The sequence below is a fragment of the Symmachiella dynata genome (genome assembly GCF_007747995.1).
GTDB lineage: Bacteria > Planctomycetota > Planctomycetia > Planctomycetales > Planctomycetaceae > Symmachiella > Symmachiella dynata.
In genome coordinates, this window is sequence record NZ_CP036276.1 from 6,635,087 (window position 1) to 6,658,043 (window position 22,957).

13 protein-coding genes are annotated in these 22,957 nt (G+C 55.7%); 5 read left to right on the forward strand and 8 right to left on the reverse strand.

The window, feature by feature from the left end:
• The first annotated feature begins 111 nt into the window (after positions 1 to 111).
• Positions 112 to 1,215, forward strand: a complete 1,104-nt coding sequence (locus tag Mal52_RS25275; protein WP_145379338.1) for a DUF6666 family protein — start codon at positions 112 to 114, stop codon at positions 1,213 to 1,215.
• A gap of 172 nt (positions 1,216 to 1,387) precedes the next feature.
• Here the strand turns inward: Mal52_RS25275 and Mal52_RS25280 are convergent, their stop codons facing one another.
• Complete coding sequence (locus tag Mal52_RS25280; protein ID WP_145379340.1) at positions 1,388 to 2,764, reverse strand: right-handed parallel beta-helix repeat-containing protein; 1,377 nt, start codon at positions 2,762 to 2,764, stop codon at positions 1,388 to 1,390.
• 193 nt (positions 2,765 to 2,957) lie between these two features.
• Between Mal52_RS25280 and Mal52_RS25285 the strand changes: the two genes are divergently transcribed.
• The 3 genes from Mal52_RS25285 to Mal52_RS25295 all read left to right on the forward strand — a co-directional run bounded on the left by Mal52_RS25285 (position 2,958) and on the right by Mal52_RS25295 (position 14,263).
• The gene (locus Mal52_RS25285) at positions 2,958 to 3,734 is read left to right on the forward strand and encodes an inositol monophosphatase family protein (RefSeq protein WP_145379342.1); all 777 of its coding nucleotides are present in this window, start codon (positions 2,958 to 2,960) and stop codon (positions 3,732 to 3,734) included.
• A gap of 366 nt (positions 3,735 to 4,100) precedes the next feature.
• Positions 4,101 to 7,544 (forward strand): hypothetical protein, encoded by a 3,444-nt coding sequence (locus Mal52_RS25290; protein ID WP_231962441.1) that lies wholly within the window; start codon positions 4,101 to 4,103, stop codon positions 7,542 to 7,544.
• A complete protein-coding gene (locus tag Mal52_RS25295; RefSeq protein ID WP_145379346.1) occupies positions 7,541 to 14,263 on the forward strand; it encodes a hypothetical protein in 6,723 nt (2,240 codons plus the stop codon). The genes Mal52_RS25290 and Mal52_RS25295 overlap by 4 nt, the downstream gene beginning before the upstream one ends.
• A gap of 51 nt (positions 14,264 to 14,314) precedes the next feature.
• Here the strand turns inward: Mal52_RS25295 and Mal52_RS25300 are convergent, their stop codons facing one another.
• On the reverse strand, positions 14,315 to 14,725 hold the full coding sequence (locus Mal52_RS25300; RefSeq protein WP_145379348.1) for a hypothetical protein: 411 nt from the start codon (positions 14,723 to 14,725) through the stop codon (positions 14,315 to 14,317).
• 148 nt (positions 14,726 to 14,873) lie between these two features.
• Here Mal52_RS25300 and Mal52_RS25305 point away from each other — a divergent pair, with 148 nt between their 5' ends.
• Positions 14,874 to 16,154 (forward strand): IS4 family transposase, encoded by a 1,281-nt coding sequence (locus Mal52_RS25305; protein WP_145377761.1) that lies wholly within the window; start codon positions 14,874 to 14,876, stop codon positions 16,152 to 16,154.
• 231 nt (positions 16,155 to 16,385) lie between these two features.
• Here the strand turns inward: Mal52_RS25305 and Mal52_RS25310 are convergent, their stop codons facing one another.
• The 6 genes from Mal52_RS25310 to Mal52_RS25335 form a co-directional block, all read right to left on the reverse strand.
• Positions 16,386 to 17,228, reverse strand: a complete 843-nt coding sequence (locus tag Mal52_RS25310) for an undecaprenyl-diphosphate phosphatase (RefSeq protein ID WP_145379350.1) — start codon at positions 17,226 to 17,228, stop codon at positions 16,386 to 16,388.
• Between the two features lie 292 nt (positions 17,229 to 17,520).
• Positions 17,521 to 17,820 carry a metal-sulfur cluster assembly factor gene (locus tag Mal52_RS25315; RefSeq protein ID WP_145379352.1) on the reverse strand — a complete coding sequence of 100 codons (300 nt, stop codon included), beginning with the start codon at positions 17,818 to 17,820 and terminating at the stop codon, positions 17,521 to 17,523.
• Positions 17,821 to 18,094: 274 nt separating this feature from the next.
• Positions 18,095 to 18,973 (reverse strand): hypothetical protein, encoded by an 879-nt coding sequence (locus Mal52_RS25320; RefSeq protein WP_145379354.1) that lies wholly within the window; start codon positions 18,971 to 18,973, stop codon positions 18,095 to 18,097.
• 155 nt (positions 18,974 to 19,128) lie between these two features.
• Complete coding sequence (locus tag Mal52_RS25325; protein WP_145379356.1) at positions 19,129 to 20,241, reverse strand: GSU2086 family protein; 1,113 nt, start codon at positions 20,239 to 20,241, stop codon at positions 19,129 to 19,131.
• Positions 20,242 to 20,404: 163 nt separating this feature from the next.
• Positions 20,405 to 21,238 carry an HAD family hydrolase gene (locus Mal52_RS25330; protein ID WP_145379358.1) on the reverse strand — a complete coding sequence of 278 codons (834 nt, stop codon included), beginning with the start codon at positions 21,236 to 21,238 and terminating at the stop codon, positions 20,405 to 20,407.
• A gap of 170 nt (positions 21,239 to 21,408) precedes the next feature.
• A complete protein-coding gene (locus Mal52_RS25335; protein ID WP_145379360.1) occupies positions 21,409 to 22,689 on the reverse strand; it encodes an adenylosuccinate synthase in 1,281 nt (426 codons plus the stop codon).
• Between the last annotated feature and the right edge of the window lie 268 nt (positions 22,690 to 22,957).

The window sequence follows — 22,957 nt, forward strand, 5'->3', positions numbered from 1 at the left end:
AAAAACAACCCAAGCCACCCAACCAACACAGCCGATACTTGGTAAGTCGGTAAACATATCTCACATCCACAGCAGAGATTCTATCTGCTCAGCCTGGCATGGGGCGCGAAGATGAAATTAGCTGTTCCTCACACGCACAATTCGGCGTGCATCAGCAGCATTGCCATGGTTGCGGCCGTTATCCTATGCGGTCGGGCAGCGATTGCCGGGGACGCGGATTACGGAAATCCCTCACCGGCGCTGACGTTTGGAGTTCACTCATACGGAACGACAGACGAGACCCAGGCGAAAACCAATGAATCTTCGACCACAAGTGCTGAATACTATCGCACCCAGGACAAGGCGAATTCCATACAAACCGTCTCGCACGAGGTAAGTTGCGACACCTGCGATTCCGGCCAACCGTGCGAATGCGACTCCGCGTGGTATGACAACCTCTCGATATTCGGCGGGTTGGATGGCTCCAAACAGCCACAAGATTTCGGCGTGAACGCCCAATTCGGCGGCCGCTTCCACATCAACTTGGGACTTCCACTGTGGGAAGAACAAGGACTCGGCGTGCAAATCGGAACGGCATTGAACTACACGGACAACGCCGTGCAAGTCTTTGAACGCGTCGACGGTACCAAAGATCGATTTCAAAACTATACGACGGTTGGATTATTTCAACGGACCGAGTCGGGATTTATGTGGGCCATCGGGTATGACTTTCTATACCAGGATTACTACGACGACTTCAATCTGGGCCAATGGCGCGGCGACGTCGGCTACACCTGGGACGATGAGAATGAATTCGGCACCTGGTTCACCATTTCCAACCAAAAAGACAGCGGTCACTACCTCACGATCCCGTTAACGCTAGATCCGATCACCCAAGGCAACCTCTATTGGCGACGCACTTGGGAAAATGACGCGCAGACCACCTTTTGGTTGGGCATCGCCGAGGGCCATGGCGAAGTCAATCTTGCGTTGGGCGACCTGCGTCCGACGAAGGAACGGTTGGTGTTCGGAGCGGACGTATTCGTCCCGCTCAGCCCCTACTTGGCACTGTTCGGACAAGCGAACTTCATCACACCGGCTGATTCGGGAACCGTCGACGCGTTTTTGGGAATCGCCTTCTATCCCGGCGGATCACACGGCGCCCGCAACCGCCGCTTCGCCCCGCGACTTCCCGTCGCCAACAACACAACGTTTGCCACGGACCTGTCTCGGTAACGCATTCGTAGCGGTCGTTCTAACGATAACTGTCAGACCACGGTTGGCCGGGGACGGACGAAGTCCGCCCCCAGTGAGTTGGGCGCAAGTTTGTCAAACGACCTGGGGGCGAGTTAGCACTCGTCCCCAGCCACCCAGCGCTGTCACGGACCAGAGTCGCCGTCAGTAGCGGTCAGTCCCAGTCCAGGTTGCCGTCCGACACGGCACTTTCCGGTGGGGCCGATATATTGTCGCCCACCGCGCCGCCGACGGTATTGTTCCGCACGAGATTGTTTTTGCCACCGCGAATGCGAATCGCTTGTTGCATGCTCGGTTCTTCACGGCGATCGATGATGTGATTGCCCGTCACGCGGCAGCGTGTGCAATTCTCCAACTCGATTCCGCGATGCCGCGGATCGACGATGTTGCAATCGCTCACGGCAAAGTCGCTGCAATCGACAAGCGTCACAGCGGCGTCTGCTTCCGGCGATCCACTGCTCAAACCGTGCGTCACCAACCCGGACAGCACACCGTTGTCGCACTCTTCGATACGAATGCCATCGCGGGGCGGGTCTTTGGGCAAACCTTGCCAAGCAACCGTATTGCCTGACATCGACAGCCCCGAACAATGTTTCGCAAACAACGACAAATCGGGAGCCCCATAAATCGTGTTACCCGCAATGGTGACGCGTTGCGCTGAGAACAGTTCAATCCCGCGCGTCTGGCTGCCCAGGATATTGCCGGTGATCGCCAACAGCCGCGCACCATACGGAGCTTGCTGTCCGGAACCATGAATGCGAATATTCGCGCCACCCGGTTGCACGGTCGCTTGAATCGTGTTGCTGGCAATCGTGACCTCGCTGATCACGCCATCGGGCGCTTCGAACCAAATCTCCGCACCGGTCGGTTCACCGTTCGGTGATTTGTCGACGCCGGGATGATTGTTGTACTCGATGTCATTGCCGGTGATTTGCAGATTGTGTACGTCGCCATCGAGCGACTTGATCCCGGCACGCTTGTTGTAGCTGATGTGATTTCCCGTAACGTTGATCTGATGCAGATTACAACGATCGAGAAACAGCCCGTATTCGGCATTGTCATAAATATGGGAATCGCACAGCAAAAAGTTGCGGTTGCGTTCGACCAAATGCACCCCGTATTTGCAATTCCGCACGAGCACTTTCGAAACGGTCATTTGCATCGTTTTGCGCAACTGAATACCGATCGCCTCGGGATGTTCGCCGAGAATTTCGATTCCGCTCACAATCGGAAACCGCTCGTTTTCCCAAGTGTGCTGTTGAACCGTATCCGGCAGAGCGGTGCCGCGATGATCCCCCAAGACTTGAATCGCCGGTCCCGGTCCCGCCATGACGATCCGCGCTGTTCCGCCATCGCCGAGAATGGCGGCGTACCCTTGTTTCGTGAGGTCAAACACTAACGGTTTTGTAATGCGATACGTTCCCTTGCTCAGCTTGAGCACGCCACTTCCTTCTTCGATGGCATGCTTGAGGGCATCAGTATCGTCGGTCACTCCGTCAGCAGCGGCGCCGAAATTGTAGGCGTAAGGCATGGTTTACCGTTTCTTAGTTGTGGTCATTCAATGTTGATTGTCTTCCTCAATACTAATGAAATGACGGCATAATTAAAATCACCCCCAGCTGAAGTTGACTAACCCCAACTTGACCCTCGCCCCGGACCCGATACACTCAAGCCAACGGAATGCCACCCCACACGGAAACGCCACGGACTGAAAGGCCCGACCAGTGAGTGAGACACAATTTGTTGATGCCGCCGTCCGGGCTGCGCGATTGGCCGGGGCTGTCTTGCAGGAGTGGGCTGACAAATTCACGGTCAAGCACAAATCCCACGCCGCCGACTTGGTGACGGAAGCCGATTTGGCTGCGCAAAACGTGATTTACGACGCGCTGCACGGTCAATTCGCCGATCATGGCTTTCTGGGCGAAGAAGGTTTGCAACACGACGGAGGGGCCTCAGCCTATCGCTGGGTCATCGATCCACTGGATGGCACCTCCAACTACGTACACGGTTATCCCGCCTATGCGGTTTCCATCGGCTTAGAACACCAAGACGAACTGATCGCCGGTGTCATTTTTGATCCGAATCAGGACGAAATGTTCACCGCCGCGAAAGGGCAGGGGGCAGCCCTAAACGGCAAGCCGCTGCAAGTTAGCGACACCGATCAACTGTCAAAATCGATGTTGGTGGCGAGTTTTCCCCCCGGTGTGCAGCGAGACGGACCAGAGATCGCTCGGTTTTTGAACGTTTTACCGCAGGCGCAAACCATCCATCGCACCGGTTCAGCGGCTCTCAATTTGGCGTACATCGCCGCTGGGCGGATGGAGGGATATTGGTCAACCAGTTTGAAGCCGTGGGACATGGCAGCTGGTGTACTGATTGTCCGAGAAGCAGGGGGACAAGTGACCGCCTGCAACGGTCAACCTTGGGTGTTAGAAGATGCTGACCTGCTGGTAACGAATGGCACGGCAATTCATGCGGAATTGATTGAATTGCTAACGTGATGCGGAATTCGGTCGTGTTATCAATTTGGTGCTTTCCCCACCCCAATTTGAGGGGTAGAATGAGGGAAAAGATATTGATCGTGCACGTAGCGCAGGTGCGTCTAGGTGCATTTTGGGTCTAATTCTATAGGTCTTACCGGTTTTCCGGCATTTTTGACGCAAGAGTGCAGTCTGGGTCAACTCTCGTCAGTGTCGATCACCGCCAAGAACGCGCTGTCGGAAGGACAATTTTCTCCGGCAGGCACAAGTTTCGTTGAAAAAACGGAGTTTTCTCAACGAACGGCTGAAAGTCAATTTCCGCCGCATTTTCGATAGCATTTCTATTCTGGGTCCCCGTCCGAATTCGCTTTCAATAAGAAAAGTCTCGTGGTCAACGCTACCGCGCATCGTCGCTGGAGAATTGGACCGATTCGTTTCCTTCGAATGCGGATACTTTGCGCGCTTGGTTTGGCAATCTTCTGGGGTTTCACGTCGCAATCTGTCAGCGCACAGCCACCGACTGATGGAAACAAGACGCCCTCCACAGCCACGCAGCCCCAATCACGCTCCACCTCGACGGCCCCCAACGAATCGTCTCGCAGGGTCATTTATTGGATCGACGAAACGGGAAAACGAATCCCCGTACTGCGGGCCGAACCGGGTGAGACTTTAGAGCAGGCGCTCGACCGATTAAAGACAGACGAAACCGCAACGAAACCTCCAGCGCCGCAAACAGCGACGATTACTCGCATTGATCTTTCCGGAAAAGTCATCGGCGAACGCGCCGCATTGACTGCCGAATACACGGTACAGGTCCTGGCTGAGGATGCGTTCGTGCCGATCCCACTACGAATCCCCGAAGCAACGATCACCGGCGACGCAAAACATACAGGCCCCGGCGAGTCAATCCCCGGTGGCTTGAATGGCAATGACGGATACACGTGGTGGCTCCGCGGGAAAGGCGAACATCAGCTGACGCTCGATCTGAGCTTGCCTGTTGAAGCTCGCTCTCCGAAGTTGCGGCTCAAACTCACGCTGCCACCGACAGCGGTCAGCAAGTTCAGTTTGCAAGTCCCACAGCCGCAGGTCTCGGCGACGGCTCAAAACAAAGATTCCCGTTCGCAGCCGGTGATTTCGGAGATCGACGGATCGCAAATTGTTGTTCTCGGATTGGGAACAGCATTTGAATTGACCTGGCAACCCACCAGCGCTGCCGAGCCGGGCAATTCTGTGCTTGAAGTTGATAACACGATATCCGTCGATGTCGACAACGAGGCGGTTTTTGTCAAAGCGCAACAAGACCTGAAAGCCATCGTCGGCACAGCCACGTTTGATGTCGTGCGAGTCGATTTGCCAGCAAATGCCAAACTGCAAAGTTTGCATGGTCCGAATGTGGTCGGACACGCTGCCGATCCCGCTGCACCACAAACCATCATCATTCAACTGGCCAAACCGACACTCGGCCCAGTGAAATTGAATTGGCTTGTGGAACTCGACCATCCGCAAAGTACGTCATCGCTGTTGGTGGAAGGCTTCAACGTGCACGAAGCGGTCCGTCAAAGCGGGCTGATCGGAATGCGCAGCGACGCCGATCATCGCCTGGATATCGACGCCGATGCCTCTAAATTCGTCAGACGAATTGATGTCGCCACTGTCAAGAATTACTTCGACTTCGAAGCAGCTCCCGATTCGGCGTTTCGTTTTAGCAAACAGCCGTTTCGATTGGACACAAAGATCCGCAAGGTGGAACCGCAATTGACGGTCACACCGCAGATCTTGCTTTCTTGCTCGGGTAGTTCGATTGACCTGGAGGGCACTTTTCAGTTTCGAGTCACCGGCGGCGAAATTGAAACGGTGGATATCAACTGGCCCGACTGGCAACGGAATGGGTGGACGCTACAACCCTTTGAACCTCAGGGGCAAGTCGCGGAGCGGTCCGAAGAAGGAAATCGGATCACGTTTCGATTGAAAAAGCGGACCGGTACGGCGTTCACGGTCCAACTCAAAGCCCAGCGGGCGATTCCCGATGAGAAGGAACCGCTTGATTTTGATTTGCCTGCGGCCGAGGCCTCAAGGCACCAGACAGCTGTTGTGATTGTTGCTATGAACGACAATGTGCAAATGCAGTTTGAACCCGAGGGAGGAGAAACTGTCGCGCGTCTGCTTTTAGAACCGCTGCCCGTTGCCTTACGGCTTCCTGAAACGGTGCGTGATCGACGGCATATTATTTACGAAGTGGAATCGATCTCGCGACGATTTACTGGACGGTTATCGACACACAAGAAAATTGTGCAGACCAGCACGATTGTTAAGTTGATTCCCACAGCACCACAAATGACCGTGCGGCAGACCATCTCCTACACGGTCGCCTGGGGCCGACAAGCCACGGTATCGTTGCTGGTTCCCAATTCCCTCAAAGGCCGCGTGCGGTTTACTTCAGATACCGATGACGAATTACTGCCCACTCCGTCACAGGCCCCGTCGAAATCCGATTATCACCAAATCAATCTTCCGCTCAAAGCGCCCGGCACGCGGCGATTTCATGTGATCGCTGAATATAATATCGACGACGTTGCGGTCGCAAAGCCAAGCGACCAAGCGACAGTCATGCTGCCGTTTATTAAATCGCTCGACGGCGCTTTTGCCGAAACGACATTCGAGACCGAACAATCGCCCAACGTCCAAGTGCAATTTGAGCAGGAAGGCTGGCGACTGCAAACCGACGCAGCCGGGAAATCTACCTGGAGGACCAACCGCGACGTCATATCGATTCCGGTCTCAACGCGCCGCATTGGTGGGCCGCTGGATCAACCAGGGGTCGTGATCACAAAAGCATTAGCCCGCACTGAGATCGATGCCACTGGCACCGCTGAGACGCAACTGGTCTATGAGCTACAACAGACACCCGACCGAATTGAAATCACATTGCCGACTGGGCAAACACTCGTCGAAGTCCTCTGGAACGGTCAAAAGCTACAACGTGAGTCGGTGGATTCAAATTCTGAAGCACTGGATCGTTATGGATACAAAATCCAACCGACCACTGACCGCGATGAACGACGGCTGTTGATTCGCTATCGGGCTTTGACCAGCCAACCGTTGGCATTCACTGGATCGTACCGGCTATCGATTCCCCGCATCACCGGCGAGGTGTGGGCAGGGCAATCGGTTTGGGATGTCCAATTGCCACGCGAGCAGATCCTGTTTATTGATCCCGTCGGTTTCACATCACAAAACCAGTGGACCCGCAGTGCGCTAGGAGGACTGCTCTGGCAGCGGACGCCGCAACAGACACCGGCGGAATTGCGGCAGTGGCTCAACTTTAGCGAACCATCCGATGCCCCGTCCCCTTCGGGCGGAGGACACCGTTATCAGTTCGCGCGGTTGGCGCCGCTACGGCAGTTGAGTGTGCAGACCATCAGTTGGCCCATGCTGATCGGCATCGGGTCCGGCCTTTCGTTGATCCTGGGTTTGATGTTTCAATACGTCCCCGCCTCTAGAAACGTATTGGCCTTACTCGTTATTGGCTGTGCTTTAGCAGTCGTGGGAATCTGGTATATGACGCCCGTGATTCTGTTATTGCAGGCTTCGGTCTTGGGAATGGTCTTGGCATTCGTCAGCGCTATGATCCAAGCCTCCATCCGTCGCCGCCGCTCAACAGTGGTTACGATGTCCTCGGGAAGCGGTATCGGATCGATTACGGGATCCTCATTCGAGCAGGATGTGATTGGTACTTCCGGATCCCAAACGCTGATTCGCCCCCCCTCGGCATCGGGTAGTTCTCCCGGCCAATCGATTCCCTCCTCGACCATTTCAGGAGCCTCCGAATGACAACGCCGCGATATTCTGGCGTTGTCTGCAGCTTGCTCGGCCTGGGAATGCTGTTGCTCGCCGGTCGTTGGGAAAATAGCTCACGCCTATTCGGCCAAGAGGGCGAAGTGGCGGTTCCCAATATTCAATGGAATTTAGTTCCGCTGAACAAACGCAGCGTCTGGCCGCCGGGCGATTGGCAACCCATTCGGCGGGATCGTCTCGAAAAACAACAAACCAAGGACGGCAATCCAGTTGCTCAAATGCCGCGCGAATTCCCCATTCGCCACGCGGTTTATTCCGCCAAGCTCACCTCAGACAACGCCCTGGATGGCGGACTCGTCTTGACGGTCGATCAACCGCAAGATGGCCCGGCAATGATCCCCTTGGATCCGCTTACGCTGCCGGTGCATAAATTATCTTGGCCCGACAGAGAAGCAGTCTGGGGTTCAACGCCGCAGGGGCAACTTGTCGTGAAGTCCCGTCCCGATCAGAAAACGTTAACCGGACGTTGGAAACTCCGCGGAGAAAAACGACCCGGGGGCTTGCTATTCGACGTGCACGTTGCGAAGGCAGCCGCATCGCAGCTTATGTTGACATTGCCAGAAACCTACGACGTGCAGTGTGAAACCGCCGTCGTCGATGCACCGGTCGCAGCCGATGTGCCCGGCTGGCGAAACTGGAAAATAGAACTCGGTCGCCAGACACGCTGCCGTGTGGTGCTGTATGAAACCGCGCCGGATGAAACTCCTCTGCCGCTGATTGTGCTGAGCGATAACCGCATTAAATACACGTCGGCCCCCGAACAATTTCGAATCCAAAATCGGATGCAGCTCGACATCTTAAAAGCTCCGGTGTCCGATTTGGAGTTTGTCACCGATTCCGATGTGCAAATTCACGCCGTCCTCGCTGGCGCTGCCGCGTTGCCGATGGAGCAAAAAACCACCGAGGGCCATCGGACCGTGCGTGTGCATTTCGACCCTCCGATCTCCGGTCCGGGGCACGTGCTGCAATTGCAGGCAACGGCTCCGCTGACCATGGAACGCCAAATTCAATTGCCGCGCATTTTGGTTCCCGGTGCCGTTACCGGCGGGGGGCGGATCGACGTCATCGTCCCCGCTCCGTTTGAGCTTCAAAAAATCACCACACCCCCAGGGTATCGACAAGAAGACGCTTCAAGCGGCGGAAATGCAGTCGCCTTTCATTACTATGGAGCTGCGGGCAATGTCACTGCGGTCTTCGGTTGGCCCCGTGCAGAAGTCAGCTGCCGCATCTTCAGCCACCTGCGATCTACGCGTGACCAATGGGAAGCGCAAACGCAAATGCAGTGGCAATGCCAGTCGGGACAGCGGTTTACTTTGAAATGTGAGTTTCCTTCGGAATGGGACATCACGGTTGTCTCACTGCGAAACAGTTCGGGAAGATTCGCTACGGCCGAAGATTGGACCATCGTACCGGGCGCGCGTGATACGCGGACTTTGGTCGTCAAATTGAGCGAATCCCTATCGGCCACCAACCCGGTGACCATGGAATTCATCGCAACGCGGCCAATGACCGCGCATCATGAACCCTTGGCAATTCCGGCCCCTGTACCGTTGAATACCGAAGATGTGGAAACGTTGGTTTCGATTGCCGAAACTTCCAATGCGCAGCCTACGCTCCAACTCGGTACGACGTTTTCACCAATGTCGCAGTCCCGCGTTTCCCCAGACTGGCAACAGTTTTCTCTTTGGGAGACAGCCAAGCAGACCGATCGGTCCTCACAAGTCTTCCTCTCAACCGCCGTACGTCCCCAGGGACAATTCCTATTTCAGTCGGACCAAACTCCACTGAATATCACTGCCAATGTGCAAATGGAATTGTTCGACGACCGTGTCAAAGAAGATCTGAAAATCTTCGGCCGCGCCACCGGGCCCGCAGTCTCACAAGTTCTCGTTTTCGTCAACGAGCCGGGACCTAAAATCTCCTGGGAGTTACTCGAAGACAAAGACACAAAAGTCACCTCCCGCAGACTCACCACTTCGCGGCAGCTTGCCCTAGGCCTGCCCCGTTTCGGCGAGTTGTGGGAAATTGAATTCACTCCCCCGGCGACGACATTTACGCTGGTCGGCAACCGAACACGGACTTTCTCCGCCTCGGGACAGGCACCATTGGTTTTTGTACCGCGCGCAAAAAGTTTTCAAGGAACAGTCGAAGTCCAGTCCCCGCCGGAAATTCAACCACGGTTCGTCCCGCAGGACATGATTGAACTGCAAGAGGTCGACGCATCACCCAGCAACAATCCAACCGCTGCGAAATTGCACCGCTGGAGCTATCGTGCGGTGGATGCCGGATTGCGCATTGAAACACAAGTTCGCTCCAGTGGATCGCCGGCAGCCGCCATTTCCTCCGTCGACATTCATTCGCACCTCTCATCCACTGCCGAGGGTGAAAATCGTCACTGGGCGGTGGTCGACCTGACCGCACTTTCCGAGACCGCTGAACTCGAATGGACCCTCCCCGAGTCCGCATTACCAGGCTCGGTCCAGTTGGGAGATCAAACCGTCGAGCCGTTCCGCGTGGGAGAATCGTTTCGTTTACAGCGGGGCTCACGCGATCAGACCGCCATGGCTGTCATCCACTACCGGACACCTTCGGTTCCGCAGTTCGGTCCTGGGGTCGTTCAGACTCCCGTGCCAAAATTTAACGTCCCTGTCCTACGGTTTTCCTGGACCGTTGTTCGTCCGCCCCGAACGCAAATCCAGATACTCAACTTGAACGCCCGCCCCTACGGAGCCGCCGTCGGCGATTCGTGGAGCCGACGTTATTTAGGACCGCTGGCCCAGAAACCGGCATCGTCGCCCAGCCAAACCGCAGAAGAAAAACTGCCGCTCAACAATCCCCTCGATGAAGGGAACACGGGAACGGGAGCGGCGATTCCAGACGCTCCCCCCGGTTGGCAGTCGCAAACGTTTGAATTCGCAATGTCTCCCGTCGCCATCTCAGCAGCCATGTGGGATGTCGATCGCAACCGATTCATTTCAGTAGCCTTCCTCATGAGCTGCTTGGTCATCGCCGCCGGCATCCGAGCCTGCGGTCTGAATTTCAGCCACCGTTTTGTGATTGTCTGGCTTGTACTCTGTGTGGTCATCGCCACCTGGGTACCGACCGCCTATGCAGAAATCGCCGGTGGAATTGTCATCGGCTCATTTCTCGCCTGCCTGATTCCGCTGGTAGAAAAAATCATCGTCCGCGATTCTCCACGGACGGAAGAGCCGGTCTCGATAGGCAGTACGCGTAAATACATTCCAGTCGCGACGGCAATCCTCATGGCGGCGCTCTGCCTCACCCGGGCGATGGCACAGGAAACGACGACGACAGGCCGCGGCACTCAACCAGCACAGCACCGTGTGCTCATTCCCTATGAAGCCGGAGACCCGTTGGGTCGCAATGCCAAATGGGTCTATGTCGAGCCGCATACGCTCGCCGCATTAACCGGCGGTCAGTCGGACGAGCCTGCCGTTCCTCCCTATTTGTTCCGCTCGGCGCGCTACGAGCTGGCCGTCACTCAACAGGGGGGAAGCCAGTGCGACATGCGTTTCGAGGTCGATGTCCTAGCGACTTCCGACGATGTGACAATCCAACTGCCGTTGGAAAATGTGAATCTCCTGGCTGATGACCCCTGCCGCGTGAACGGCAAACCGCACCCGATTTGGCGGGACGCCGTGACCGGAAATTTGAATCTACAACTCAGCGGCCTCAAGCCGTTGGCGGAAAAAACGCCTCCAAACGATGCTGCCAATCCAGACGGTGAATCCGCGCCCTCCTCCCCGCAACATGTGCGATACCGGATCGACTTGTCGACCACAATTGCCAACGCTCCGGTAGAGAAACACATCAACCTGAATTGGAACATTCCGCGCGTCGCCAATAGCGTCTTGTCGGTCCAGCTCCCCACAGGCCAAGAGTTTGCACGCATCGAGTTGGATCAGCGACCGCCGTTCCTGCTCCAGCTGAAAGACAAAACAAAGCCGGAAGTCATCTCGGTGGGCAACACCGAACATGTGGACGTCATTTCGTCCGCTACGGTGGTCCCCAACACAGATCGCATCACCGTGGCCGCTGTCTGCCTTGCTGATGTGACCCCATCACTGATTCAATATCAAGCGCAAATCTCCTACCGTGTGCGGCAGGGATTCGTCAATCATCTCCTATGGAAGCTGCCTTCCGATATCGCTGTCCGTTCGATCCACGGCAAAAATGTGGCCGGGTTTCACGTGTTGCCCAGGCAACAGGGAGAACAGACCTTCGTCGTCGAGTTGGATTCACTAAACTCCGATCAAATTGAAATTCTAGCCGATTTCGTGCTGCCGGTTGCGGAAGAATCGCACGATCCGATTGTGCCTGTCTTGGATTTCGCACCGCAAGGCTATTTGGTCGAGGACTCCATGTCCCCCAATCAAATATTTGCCGTAACAGCGCCGTCGGAATTCGAACTGGAAATCAAACCGGCTGCCCCCAACAAGGTCATGCCGCTTGAGAAAATGGAGTTTTTGCGGCGTTGGAAAGGCAGCGCCGCGCAACCACGTGCTGTCTACGCCATCGAAGGCCCGGTTGATTTCGAGACGCACCTCCAAACCCTGGCCCCCAAACGCACCGTGAAGACTGTTTTTCACGGACGGATTTCGCGGCATCATCTCGATTGGGAACTCATCGCCGAAATGGACGTGCGCACCGCACTGGCATTTCAGCACCGTATGCAAATTGACCCGCGACTTCGCATCGAATCGATCTCGATACAACAAGCCGATGCCGAACGTCTACGCCGCGCGACTCGCACCCGCGATCAACTCGTGTTGTTTTTAAAAACCGGTGCCACGGGTAATCAAACCATCCGTATCAAAGGAGCCATGTCGCTAAAATTTCCCGGCGAATTCACGCTCCCCGCGATTGGGTTTTTTGACGCCAATCTGACGGATGCCGAAGTTGTCCTGTGGCAAGAAAATGATTTGGCGGTCCAATTGACCGGAATCGATGCCAATCTTCCCGTCCCCGACCGCGCTGCCTGGGAACAGGTGAACGATAGCGACCTGTTGGTCGGTCGATATCAAATCCCTGTCGGTACCGACATGGAACAAGTTGTGGTCAAGATCGACAAGAACTCCCCCGACATCGTGATGGATGCGGTCAATCTTCTCGATATGCGGGTGGTCGGCGTCCAAAAAATGACGACCGTTTTGCGGTTCAAAGTCGCCTCGGGCCACGCTTCGGAATTCTCTGTCAGACTGCCCAAGCAATTCGCTGATACCTGCGAAGTCATTTCGCCGGCGTCCACTCGTAAGGAACTTCGTGACGACGGATTAGAATTGACCTTTCTCCCCGACGACCCACGCCAACAGGAGATGGTTGCGCGCCTCAGCTTTCCTATCGAACTCGATGAAAGCGGGGAACTGGTGATTGATGAAATTTTTCCTATCAACGCCACCGTGGGAGAGGTTTTTGTACAAACTCTCACTGACGAAGAATCGTTTGGACCGGCGGCGGAATACTCGGGCTTGACCGAAGAGGAATTACCGGCGCAATTCGCTGATTGGATTCCTGTCGAGACCCCCGCAGCTTATACCAAATCTTACCGCGGCGGCGCCGGGCCATGGCGATTTCGTAACCGCAACAATCCCTCACAGGACGCGCTGACAATCGAATTGGCCGACACGCGACTGTGGCTTGACCACGCGCGGGGACTCGTCGGCCACACCAGTTATCTGATTTTACCCGGCAACAAAGAGCAGTTGGACGTGACGTTACCCGCCGGCGCGGAATTGCGGGCTGTGCTCACCGATCACGGGTTGGCCACCGTGTCGCAAGTCAGCGGCCAGAACATCACGATGACGTTGGATTCCGCGCAGGTCGGTCAAGAGATCATGCTCTATTGGACGCGACCCGCCGCCGGCCACAACCTGTTCACCGATTTCTATCGCCGCATGGATGTCCCCACTCCACAACCACAACAGTTCGTCGTCAAACAAAACGCGATGACCCTGATTCCCGCAGCTCATACTGGCCTAGAAGGCGCCGGGAATAATCTCGCGCCATTGAAATATGCACTGTTGCGACTGGATGCGGAATTCACGTTGTGCCGTGCACAAACCAACGCCGGCCACCCGCGTCTGAAATTCTTGTGGAACCGGCTGGAAGCACACTACGAACAAGTCGCACAACTCTTTGACCAAGACGCCGGTGAATTATCCGGCAACGATGCGGCACAACTACGAACAGAATTCGCTAAACTCCAACAGCGGATCACTAACCAATTGAGACAATTGCCCTCATTGGAGATCCCCGTTCTCGCCATGGACGACACGCCGATTAGCGAACCTACGCTATCGGACATCGTATCCCCCAACGGCAGTCTGCATGATTTCGATGCACTGAAAACTCAGCAGGCGACAAATTTCTCAACATCGGTATTTGACGAACGGCTCGCTCCTGCCATCGCGACCGTTTTGGGAATTCTTTTGGTCGCCATGGTTCGTTACATTTTGCGGCGACATATCGAACTCGATACCATCGCATGGCTGATCGACCATCCCCGCATCGCCTGGACCGCAGTCGGCCTTTTCTGGTGGCAGTTCATGAACCCCAGTTGGCTGGGACCGGCGATTATCGTGATCGCGGTGATCTCAAGATTCTATCCCCGGCAACAAGCGGCCAATGCAAGCACAGAACTAGACTTTGTCGTCGGCACATCCAGCAGCGCCTAGCGCGGAGGTACCAACTCGCTTCAGGCGGACGTGTGAATTTGAAAATACGCTCTAGCTTACCGCTGGAAGCTGCCCGGTGCCGGTTTCCTGTCGGCTATCGGCTGTTGGCTGTTTTCGAGAAGAATTGTTCACGTGGTAAATCGACAGACAGTACAAGATAACGGCGAATATAGTCGGATTCAACGAGGTGTTTTCACCGATGGGGCTGGAAATTAAGTTGGCGAGTATTTTCGCAACAACTGCAAGAGAGGCGCATGCCTGGAGAACAAAACGGTAATTGTAAACCTTTAAAGAGGCTGAATAGAAAAGCAACGTCAAGACAATGGTAACTTCAAACAAGCAGGCTGCCCTGAATTCCATTGTCTTGTCAAATACAAAGCTGGAGACGGCTAGGACCAACAACATTGTGATCAGAATATTCCAAGCAAATCCACCGGATCGTGACGTTTTGGAAGAGTTCATTACGTATCCTTCCTGCTAAACAAGCAGACGAATCAGGCTGACGGTGGTGTAGCGCGCGGGTGCCACTGGCTTCGGCCAATACTGTCCGGGAAATTATTAACGAGATCTTAACTTGCGCCAAGTGTGATGATTTGTTATTTGTTTTCGTATGGCAAACGAGCGAAGCAATCATCAATCGGCGGTGGACCGGGAATGGCCGGTGCAGGTGATTGGTGGAAAGTACGTCCGATTGCTCGCTCGGTACCTGCAAAAATTGCGAGATGAAGACGCACACGGGAATCGACGATTGTATCTGGACGATGTGTTTGTCGCCTACCTGTTGGCCTTTTTCAATCCGTCTATCCGTTCGCTTCGAACCGTGGAAGATTTTAGTCAGACGCGGCAAGCCCAACAGCACTTGTCGGTCCGGAAAATCTGCAAAAGCACTCTATCCGATTTCAACAAAATCGCTGACCCGCAGCGGCTGGAGCCAATTTTACAAGCACTGCGTTGTCAGCTGACTCGCAAGCACCACAGTCGCTCGAATTCCGCGGACGGTCTTTCCGAGATGCTTGAGCGGACGGTCGCGGTTGACGGAACATTTATTCCCGCAGTCGCTGAGGTCGCCTGGGCGATTGCCAACTCGAACAATCATGGAACAACACGTCATCGAGCGCGGTTGGATGCTCGTTTGAACGTAGCAACCTGGCTTCCCGAAGCACTTGTGGTTCCCGCTGTGGGCCAAAGTGAATCGGACTCGGCGATTGAGCATTTACAGGAAGGTTGCATTTATCTCTACGATCGCGGCTACATGAGTTTTGCGTTGCTTGCGGCGCATTATCACAAGCCGCATACCGAAAAGGCCGTAGTGAAATCCTCGTTCGTTGTGCGTTTCAAACCAGCGGCAGGTAATTCTCCGGACTTGAAAGACGCGACCGATTGTCCGCTCAGCGATGCCGACCGTGCTGCGGGAGTCGTCAGCGATCGTGTCGGCAATTTCATCTCGGCCACTGCGCGTCGCACCGGTATCTCGCGACTCAGGCTGCGCGAAGTGATCGTTACCTATGAAGAACAAGGACAGCCAAAAACACTGCGTTTGATCACCAATTTGCACGACGTTTCTGCAAAGACCATTGGACTTCTCTACCGGCATCGCTGGCAAGTGGAATTATTTTTCCGCTGGTTCAAATCGTTCGGCAACTTCGGCCACTTGATCAGCCACCAGCGCGAAGGCGTCTTGGCTCACCTGTACGTGACGATCATCGCTGTGCTGCTGATGTATCTGCACACAGGGTATCGCCCTAGCAAATACCTATTCGCATTGGTCAGCCAAGTGGCGGTCGGCGGCGCCACACTCGAAGAAATCCTGCCGATTCTCCAAGAGCGCGAACGCCAAAATGAACTGGCTCGCCAATCAGCCGCACGAAGGCGTGCGAAAAAAGGGCGGTGATTAAATCCAGGGCCGCAGTGCAAGCATTGCGACGCCCGCGCCCCCACATGCGCCGGCAACCCCCCCGAGTAGCCGGTAAAGCCGCGCCCCCCTATCCCAGCCCCCCCGCCAACACAAACACATATCAACAACTTGCCCCCAACCCATTTCCCGGACAGTATTGGGCTTCGGCAGTGCCCCTTAGGAACAACGGTATCGCCACCCAACCGCTTCCTCAAGACCATTATCCAATCAGCCCGCAGCCGACCATGGTCCGAGTTGCCAGATCAGTGTCCCGGTGGCCATTGCCAAGCAATAGTAGGCGAACCAATGCAACCGCATTGTCGCCACTGCTTTGAGAAGCAGTTTGAGCGCCACCACACCGACGACGAACGACGTCAGCGCGCCGGCGAGCAGTGCCGGCCATTGTGTGACCAGCATGGAAACGGCGGATTGGTCGGCCGACTCGAGCGACACCGCATCCATCAGCACTTTTAGCGCCGCTGCGGAGATGGCGGGAATGGCGATGAAAAATGAAAACGTGGCGGCGTCATTCCGCCGCAGCCCGCAGAGCATGCCCCCGGAGATTGTACTGCCTGACCGCGAGATGCCCGGCACCAGCGCCACCGCTTGAAACAGGCCGATCATGATCGCCTGCCAGGCGGTCATTTCTGCCAGTGGCTTTGCATCGGGCCGGTTGGCTGATTTTTGGCCGACCAACAACATCCCCGCTGTGGCGATCCATCCGATTGCCACCACCATGGGCGTCTCAAAAGCGCGGTCTAAGAGCGGCTTGAGCGTCAGCCCGGCAATCCCCAAGGGAATCGTTGCCAGCACGATGTACAGGCACAGGCGAAAGTCCTTCAGCAGGTTCCAGATCGCGCGGCGATAGACCACTAGAATGGAGAGCAGCGTGCCAAGGTGCAGCACCACATTGAGCACCAGATTCTCGTCGCTATGAGCAGTCGTCCCCATCCAGCGTCCGACGGGCGGACCAAGCACCACCAAATGCCCGGAGGAGCTAATCGGCAGAAACTCGGCAATCCCTTGCACGACGCCCAAAAGGACCGCTTGCCAAAATTCCGGACTGAACATGGGGTATCAATACATCTCGTGAATGCGCGTGGGCCGGCGGGCGACGACTTCCCACAGGCCGGACGAAAGCTAACTCACCACAGTATAACCGGTTTTTGTGACTGCGGCGGCGGTCAGCCACCAAAGGCAGCCACTGGCACACCCAGCCGCCGCTGGTCGGAACGATTACGCGGGCAAGTCACAGGCGGCGCGGAATGTAACAATTGTACCGAGCCAGTACCATTGGAATCGCCGGTACAGCTTCCGCTGAGTGAGATGCCTGCAAATCACTGGCACCCCATTTCACGGGCTGTTAAAAGATTCCCAGATGGTCGCGGGCATCATCGGTCATACGCTCTGGACTCCAGGGCGGTGCCATGACCAGTTTGATCTCGGCTTCGCTGACATCTTCCAGCTTTTCCAGCGCCATTTTCGCCTGTTGCATCAATTGCGGACCAGCGGGGCAAGCGGGGCTGGTCAACGTCATATCAACGGAAACTTTGCCCTCATCATCCTCGATGGCATAAATCAATCCCAGGTCAACAATATTGATCATCAACTCCGGATCAATAACATCTTTGAGTGCTTCAAGCAGCGCGGCTTCATCAGCCATGGTTTATTCTCCAAAAGTGTTCGTTGTAACTGTTTGGGCCGAAATAGAGAGATAATGCGGCAATGCCGCTTCCGCAAGTGACAGCGACCAAGAACGCCGCCCATGCCAACCGCCATTTCCGATTCCAGACTCCTCCGGCCATGCCCTACCTAGTAGCACCCCACGTCAACGATAACGCACAACAGAGCAGATTCAAGGGGGTTCTCGCCAGCCCGCTGCGAAAGATTCCCGCTTCAGGGCGGATGCGCTCGGTGCAGGTGTTTCCGCACTTAGCTCATAACTGCTCAGCCTCTTTCTCGCGGAGTTCTTCCAGGGCCTGGTCGATCCGCGAAATTTCTCCCGGCTCGGTTGCTTCCTCCCGCCGCGCCTCGAGTCGCGATCTCAACTCATCCGGGTCAATCTCCAAAATTGCCAGACCGTGCAGTGCGTTCGTCTGGTCCGTCCGAACCGAACTTCCCAGCCCGCTGAGCAGCACATCGACATACTCGTCGCGCAGTGAGGGATCGCTGTCCACCATTTCCTGCAGCACGAGATACTTGTAAAAGAAAACTCCCTTCTTCAAGTATGCAACCAGCGGTCCCCGCAACGACGGGTCGCGATTCACGAATGCCGCCAATGCCCAAGCCGCCGTGCCACTCTGGTCGACTTTGTTTGAATTCAGCCTAGGTTTCAGCCAGGCAATCATCCGCTGATCCGTCTCCGTCAGCGGCCCTGTGGCGTTTTCGGCATGCCTGAAGAAGAGCTTCGGTGCAGAATCACCAATCTCGGCGACGTGTTGCTTGTTTTCCAATGCGATGAGAAAAGCTTCGATGATGTTGTCCGACACTCGAGTCTTGTGAGCCAGCTCGGATGCCGCAAAAAGGCGAACATTTGCATCTGAGTGATGCAACAGCGCAATAAGATGGCTCTCCGTTTCCTCGCCAAGGCTCCGCAGCCGGCGAATCGCATCGTCCTGCTCATTGGGGTCCGTACTCGACAAATTCCGGTATGCCGACGACACTTCCAACCACGAATCCACGTGCGGTCGCAAGAAGACGATCACTGCCAGACTGACCACAACCGCCAGTCCCACCAGCAGAACCGCGTATAAGTTCCGCGATAGTCGACCGGTGTGAACGACCTCGCGCTGGGAGCTTGACTGGTCTGCATTCATCGACACTCGCCCTCCATCGCTGCTGGGGACAGGATCACGAAATCAAGTTGACGCCGTTCGTCGCTCTCTCGGTAGGAACTCTTATTGATGCAGCTTCTGTGGCGATTGAAAAATAGGTTGCGGCCAGAAATCGTTCGCCCATCCGCATCGTCATCTCACGACGAGTGCCCTCGCAATGAATGAGCAAGCTGGAGCAGAAAGTCGCGGTTGTCGGCGGTCAGATACCGCATGTGGCCGCCCATGCGGTTGAAGCTCTTGTTGTAGCGCAGGTAGTAGTCGGGGTTGTCGACCGGCGGCTCGCCTTGGGTCCAGTCCCAGTGAGACTTAGCCAGATCGACGACGTAGATCGAATGATCTTTGATCAAATCGTCGTGCTGGATGGCGACATTTTGGGAGATCGACAGCGATTTTTCGAACACCATCGGAGACATCACCGCCGAGCCGATCGAAAGGTAGACGCCCCCATCGAGCCGGCTCACACTCTCGGCGAAGGTGAGGAAGTCGCGTTCGGCAACGCGGCCCACGCTGGCGCCGTGATTCATGGGGTGGTTGTAAATAATGTCGTGGCCAAACATCGGATGCCCCGTGGATGGCACACCCAGCCGATAGGCGGCGGCTTGTACGCTGAAACGCTTCCAGGCATGCGGCACCTCCATCCGTCCCGCTGGCAGATCGAACGTCTTGATGATCGACAGCAGGTCGGCGGCCGCTGCCGCGCGGGCCGGGTTGTCGGCGGCGTGGGTGTTGATTTCTTCGACCAGCGAAGCAGCGTCGGGAATGTCGCCCCCTTCATTCTCGATGAAGGCGCCGACCGACTCGCCGTAACCTTTGCCTTCGTAAGCGCCGAGGTTCAAGGCGAGGTTGATGTTCCGGCCGGTTTCCTCCCAGTTGCCAAACTGGCCTTTTTTGACATAACCTTCAACATCTTCACTGGATTGCCCCTGAAAGGCGAACTCCCAGTCGTGGATGATGCCGGCGCCGTTTGTGGCCAAGTGCGTTACCCAGCCCGCCTCCATCAGTTCGATCATCACCAGCGCTAGACCGTTTTTGATCGAGTGGGCACCAAAGGTGAGCATCACCGGCGCGTCCTTTTGACGGGCTTCGACGATCCGCTCGACAGCTTCGGCAATCACCTTTTGCGCGACGTCGGTAAGTTGTTGCGGTGCAGCGTCGACGGGAACGTGGTCGCGCTCGATTTGATTTTTGTTGATGCGCGTGGAGAGCGGCAACATCTTGATCTTATGGCGGTCAAACTGCGGGTAGGGCATAGCTGTGTCACAATTTCCATGTACGTCAAACCAGGACAATCAACTTTGGGTGCCACTGCTGGCTTGTCTAGAAGTGCAAGTTGGGTCACCGGTAAAAAAACACTGGCGGGCAAGCCGCCAGTGGCCCCCTTACTGGATGGTCTGTTCTCTCAACCAAGCGGCATCAAACATCTGCGCCGTTCGTCAAATACGCCAACAACGCATCTCGTTCGCGGTAGTCGGGGATAATAATATCCGCGCCGGCTCGCATCAGGCGGTTCCGTTTCCACTCGTTGATTCCCTCGCGATATTTTTCATCGCTCGCGACGCCAACGGCGATGCCTCCCACGCGTTTGATCTCTTCGATTTCCACGTAACCGTCGCCGAATCCCAACAGTCCGCCATCGCCGAGGCTATTCTCCGCCATCAGTTTTTCGATGATCATTTTCTTGGAAAAGCTTTTGTACTCATCCTGTGCCCCGTAAACGTGCGGACCGAAATACGCATCCAGTTTCAATGCAGCCAACTCGTCGGCGACGAATTGGTGATCGGTTCCACTGGCCAAATACAGATCGCAGCCAGCCGCTTGCAGTTTTTCTAGCAGTTCACGCGATCCCGGTACGGTCAGGATTTCCGGTTCGACGCTGCCGTCTTTGAGGCCTGAAACACGCCCTGAAACCCGTTCCCACAACAGGTCGTGGTATTGCTGTTTGTATTCGAGCGGTTCCTTGGCCGTGCCGCCCCGTTTGCCGACCTCTTCGGCCAGATGAATCATCTGGTAAATGGTCTGCTTGCCGTTGAGCCGCATAACGAACTCTTCGACATGCTCGGACAATGCTTCGCGCGGTTCCGCCTGTGGAGTTTCAGCGAGAATGTCGACCATCATCGGGATCATGACTTCCGGCCAACCTTCGCGGACCAGCGACAACGTCCCGTCAAAATCAAATAACACAGCCGAAAACTGCCCACGCGGCAGATCAGGATTCACAATTTCAATACGGGTCCCAGGCAGGAACATAGGTGTGACTTTTTTCTGGAGCATTGTTTGTGTGATTGATTCACCACGGAGAGAGAAGCAGGCTTCAGGCTAGAGACTTTGGACTGTAGGTTTGGGAAATGAAGCGCCATTTCCTAAGGCCTACGGTCTACAGCCTACGGTCTAATACATCCGTGGTGAACTTCGTAATGTCAAATAATAATCGTCTGTTCGCGGTCAGGACCGATGGAGATGAATTCGACCGGGACGCCGACCAACTCGGCGACGTTGTCCAGATACTTGCGAGCGTTGGCCGGCAAGTCTTCGAGCGTTCGTGCCCCGGTGATGTCGGTTTTCCAACCTGGCAGTGTGCGGAAGATCGGCTTGACGACCGCTAAGTCTTCGACGTGCGAGGGGACATCGGTCGTTCGTTGGCCGTTGATTTCATAGGCCTCGCAAATCTGGATTTCATCCAGTTCGCTGAGCACGTCCAACAGCGTGACGGCAATGCAATCCACGCCGCAGACTCGCGCGCTGTAACCGGTCGCCACGGCATCCAACCAGCCGCAACGTCGTGGACGTCCGGTGACCGTGCCGTATTCGTTGCCGGTGTCGCGAATCAACTGGCCGATCTCGTTGTCCAGTTCTGTCGGAAACGGTCCACCGCCGACGCGTGTGGTATACGCCTTGACGATACCGATCATGCGATCGATATGCCGTTGCGGCACGCCGCTGCCGTTGTGAATACCAGCTGAGGAACTATTCGACGACGTAACAAACGGAAACGTGCCGTGATCCACATCCAGCAAACTGCCTTGGGCCCCTTCGAACAACAACCGTTTGCCGGCGGCGATCTCACGATGCAGTCGTGCCGTTGTATCGGTCACGTGCGGCTTGAGGATGCGAGCGTATTCCAAATACTCTTCCGCCACAGCCGCGTGGTCAATTGTCTCAGAGCCAGGCGCCAGGGCCTGGATGATCGTATTTTTCTGTTCGACGATGCTTTCCAGCCGACTGCGGAAAGAAGCTTCGTGGTACAAATCGCCCACCCGAATCGCATGGGTGCGTCCCGCTTTATCACGATAGCAGGTGCCAATGCCCCGCATCGTCGTACCGATCGCGTCATCTTTACGGCTGGCTTCGAGCACGGCTTCTTCGGCCATGTGGTGCGGAAAAATGACATGGGCGCGATCGCTGATGATCAGGTTCTCGCCGATCTCGATCCCTTGTTGGCGAATCGCCTCCATTTCGCTGAGCAGGGCTTTGGGATTGACGACCAAACCCGGCCCGATCACCGACAATTTCTCCGAGCGCAAAATGCCCGTCGGTAAAAGCGACAGCTTGTAGGTCTTGCCGTTAAAGACGACAGTATGGCCAGCGTTATTGCCCCCTTGATAGCGCACGACAATATCGTGCTCGAGGGTCAAAATATCGACGAGCTTCCCCTTGGCCTCGTCACCCCACTGTAATCCAACGACTGAAGTTGCCGACACGAGATTCAATTCCTCAATAGATTTCCCGCATTCCCATCCGGACACTTGCGCCGAGTCGGAATGTTGTTTAGTGATATACGGGCGCATACTCTGCCCGAAAACAGGCCTGTTGTTTCAATGACCGAAGATTCTGGACTCAGCATTCCGCTCGCGCGTGTCCGGTCATCCCAGCGGTACCATGTGATTTCTTACCCGGTTGCGGTAGAGCCAGTGGTGGACCAAATTTCGTCCGATCAGTCCTGCTCCCTGCATCAATGAGTCCGTCCGC